The organism is Pseudoroseomonas ludipueritiae (assembly GCF_014490445.1).
GTDB lineage: Bacteria > Pseudomonadota > Alphaproteobacteria > Acetobacterales > Acetobacteraceae > Pseudoroseomonas > Pseudoroseomonas ludipueritiae.
Window position 1 is genome coordinate 1 of the sequence record NZ_JACTUZ010000257.1, and the last position, 3,644, is coordinate 3,644.

Here is a 3,644-nt window from a genome sequence, read left to right on the forward strand (position 1 = left end):
TGCAGCGCCTCGGTCCAGAGGCGGATGGCGACGCCGGATTCCGTGCGGCCGGCGCGGCCGGCGCGCTGCTCGGCGGCGGCGCGGGAGATGCGCAGCGTGGCGAGGCGGGAGAGGCCCGTGGCGGGGTCCAGGCGCGGCGCGCGGCGGAAGCCGCCATCCACCACGATCCGCACCCCCGGCACGGTCAGCGAGGTTTCGGCGATAGAGGTGGCCAGCACCACCTTGCGGCGCGGGCCGGGGTTCAGCGCCTTGTCCTGCTCGGCGGGCGGCATCTCGCCATGCAGGGGCAGCACATCGGCATCCAGGCCGCCCAGCCGGTCAGCGGTGCGGCGGATCTCGCCCCAGCCGGGCAGGAAGGCCAGCACGTCGCCGGGATGCGCCCGCAGCGCCTCGCGGATGGCGCTGGCCATGGCTTCCGGCAGTTCGCGCGCGTCCTTCAGCTCCCGCTGCCGGTATTGCACCGCCACGGGAAAGGCACGGCCAAGGCTTTCCACCACCGGCGCATCGCCCAGCAGGGTCGAAAAACCCTCGGCCTCCAGCGTCGCGGACATGGCCAGCAGGCGCAGTTCCGGCCGCAGCGCGCGTTGCAGGTCCAGGCAGAAGGCCAGCGCCAGGTCGGTGTCGAGGTTGCGCTCATGCGCCTCGTCGAAGAGCACCGCCGCCACGCCATCCAGCCCGGGGTCGGATTGCAGGCGGCGGACCAGCAGGCCCTCGGTGATGACTTCTATTCGTGTGGCCGCCGAGGTCGCGCGTTCCAGCCGCGTCACCAGGCCCACGGTGTTGCCCACCTCCTCGCCCAGCAGGCTGGCCATGCGGCGGGCGGCGGCGCGGGCGGCGACGCGGCGGGGCTCCAGCACCAGGATCTTTTGGCCGGCGGCCCAGGGCTCGTCCCGCAGCACCAGCGGCACCAAGGTCGTCTTGCCGGCGCCGGGCGGCGCCACCAGCACGGCGTTGGAACCGGCGCGCAGCGCCTCCGCCAGGCGCGGCAGGGCCTCGGTGACGGGCAGTTCGGGCAGCAGGGCGATGGACATGGCGCCACCCTCTACAGCAGCATGGCTTGCGGCGCAGCCTGGTTCCTGATCTGTTCACCACAACAGGAGGAACCGCCATGAGCCAGACCGAACAGGTTGCCCGCTTCCGCGCGCTGCATGCCCGCCCCGGCGCCTTTGTCATCCCCAACCCCTGGGATGCCGGCAGCGCCCGCATCCTGGCGGCGCTGGGTTTCGAGGCCCTGGCCACCACCAGTGCCGGCCTCGCCTTCTCGCTGGGGCGGCCGGATGGCCAGGGGGCGGTGAGCCGGGAGGAAACCCTGGCCAATGCCGGTGCCATCGTCGCCGCCACATCCCTGCCCGTCTCGGCCGACCTGGAAAACGGCTTCGGCCATGCGCCGGAGGATTGCGCCGAAACCATCCGCGCCGCCGCCGGGGTGGGCCTCGTCGGCGGTTCCATCGAGGATGCGACGGGCGAGGCTGACCGCCCGCTCTATGATTTCAACCAGGCCGTGGAGCGCGTGGCCGCCGCCGCCGAGGCCGCGCGCCCCCTGCCCTTCGTGCTGACCGCCCGTGCCGAGAACTACCTGCACGGCCGCCCGGACCTGGATGACACCATCCGCCGCCTGCAGGCTTTTTCGAAGGCAGGCGCGGAGGTGCTCTACGCCCCCGGCCTGACACGGCTGGAGGACATCCGCACCCTTTGCGCCGCCGTGGACAAGCCGGTGAATGTGGTGATGGGCCTGGCCGGACGCCCCTTCACCGTGGCGGAACTGGCGGAAGCGGGCGTGAAGCGCATCAGCCTCGGCGGTTCCCTGGCGCGGGCGGCGCTGGGCGCCCTGGCCCACGCGGGGCGGGAGGTGCTGGCGGAAGGCCATTTCGGCTATGCCGCCCAGGCCATGACGGGCGCGGAGGCACAAGCCTTCATGGCACCGCGCGGCTGACCCGCGCCCGATGGCTTTGGCCCGGGCGGCGCGGCGTGGCATGAGACGATTCGTCACGCGGAACCCCCTTGGCCTTCGGCCACCGGAAAAGGCTTCTATTCGCCATGTCGCGCCCGATCCTCCTCGCCGCCGCCCTGATGGCCCTGGCCACCCCCGCCCTGGCCGGGGAAAGCGCGCCGGTGCGGTCGGAGCGCACCACGATGACCTTGGCGGCCGAGGTGGCTTCCGTGGCGCCGGGGCAGCCCTTCCGCATCGGGCTGCGGCAGCAGATGGCGCCGGGCTGGCATACCTATTGGCAGAACCCCGGCGATGCCGGCCTGCCGCCCGATGTCACCCTCACCCTGCCGGACGGCGCCAGCGCCGGGCCGATCCAATGGCCGGCGCCGCACCGCATCCCCTTCGGCCCCTTGGTGAACTTCGGCTACGAGAATGCCACCCTGCTGCCGCAGGAGGTAACGCCGCCGGCCACCCTCACCCCCGGCCAGAGCTTCACCATTCAGGCTGAAGCGAGTTGGCTGGTCTGCGAGCAGGTCTGCATCCCCGAGGAAGGCCGCTTCACCCTCACCCTGCCGGTGGAAGCGGCGGCACGGCCCGATGCCGCCATGGCGCCGCTGTTCCAGCAGGCCGAGGCCGAGTTGCCCCGCCCTTCCCCCTGGGAAGCCAGCATCGGCTTCGAGGGCAAGGAAGGCGCGCTGCTGCTGCGGGGCCAGGACCTGTCGCCGCAATCGGTGAAGGAGGCCTTCTTCTTCCCCGCCGAGGCGGGCGTGCTGGACCATGCCGGCCCGCAGCCGCTGCAAGTGGCGGAAGGCGCGCTGCGGCTTGGCCTGCCGCGCGGCATGATGGAACTGCCGGCGCAGGTGGCGGGCGTGGTGGCCATCACGGATGGCGCGGGGGTGCGCAGCGCCTACAGCCTTTCTGCCGCGCCCGGCCCGCTGCCGGCGCTGCCCGGCGGCGGTGGCGGGCTGCCACTGGGGCAGGCGCTGCTCTGGGCGGCGTTGGGCGGGCTGATCCTGAACCTGATGCCCTGCGTCTTTCCCATCCTGGCCATGAAGGCACTGGGCATCGCGCGGCTGTCCGGCGCCGCCCGCGCCACGGTGCGGGCGCATGGGGCGAGCTACACGGCCGGGGTCGTGCTCTCCTTTCTGCTGCTGGGCGGGCTGCTGCTGGGGCTGCGGCTGGCGGGGCAGACGGCGGGCTGGGGCTTCCAGTTCACCTCCCCGGTGTTTGTGGCCCTGACCGGCTGGCTGATGCTGGCGGTGGGGCTGAACCTGTCCGGCGTCTTCAACATCGGCGGGCCGGTGGGCGCGGGCGGCGCGCTGGCGGCGCGGGGCGGGCATGGCGGCAGCTTCGCCACCGGGGCGCTGGCGGTGCTGGTGGCCACCCCCTGCACCGCCCCCTTCATGGCCGCCGCCATCGGCGCCGCCATGGCGCTGCCGCCGGCCGGCACGCTGGCGGTCTTCGGCGCCATGGGCCTCGGCATGGCCGCGCCCTATACGCTGCTGGCCCTGGCGCCGGGTCTGGCGCGGCTCTTGCCCAAGCCCGGCGCCTGGATGGACCGGCTGAAGCAGGCGCTGGCCTTCCCGATGTATGGCGCCGCGCTGTGGCTGCTCTGGGTGCTGGCGCAGCTCACCGGGCCGGAGGGGCTGGCGGCGGCGCTGGCCGGCGGGCTGCTGGTCGGCTTCGGCGCCTGGGCGCTGGGCACGGCGCAGGG

General features: G+C 73.6%; 3 protein-coding genes. 2 read left to right on the forward strand and 1 reads right to left on the reverse strand.

Annotation, left to right across the window (positions count from 1 at the left end; genetic code table 11):
* Positions 1 to 1,031: helicase-related protein (locus tag IBL25_RS25035; RefSeq protein WP_187781171.1), on the reverse strand; the 1,031-nt coding region annotated here is incomplete at its 3' end.
* A 77-nt stretch (positions 1,032 to 1,108) separates the two neighbouring features.
* Here IBL25_RS25035 and IBL25_RS25040 point away from each other — a divergent pair.
* Both IBL25_RS25040 and IBL25_RS25045 read left to right on the forward strand, forming a co-directional pair.
* Positions 1,109 to 1,933, forward strand: a complete 825-nt coding sequence (locus tag IBL25_RS25040; protein WP_187781172.1) for an isocitrate lyase/PEP mutase family protein — start codon at positions 1,109 to 1,111, stop codon at positions 1,931 to 1,933.
* Positions 1,934 to 2,037: 104 nt separating this feature from the next.
* The coding region (locus tag IBL25_RS25045) for a protein-disulfide reductase DsbD domain-containing protein (protein ID WP_238940658.1) at positions 2,038 to 3,644 on the forward strand (1,607 nt) is incomplete at its 3' end.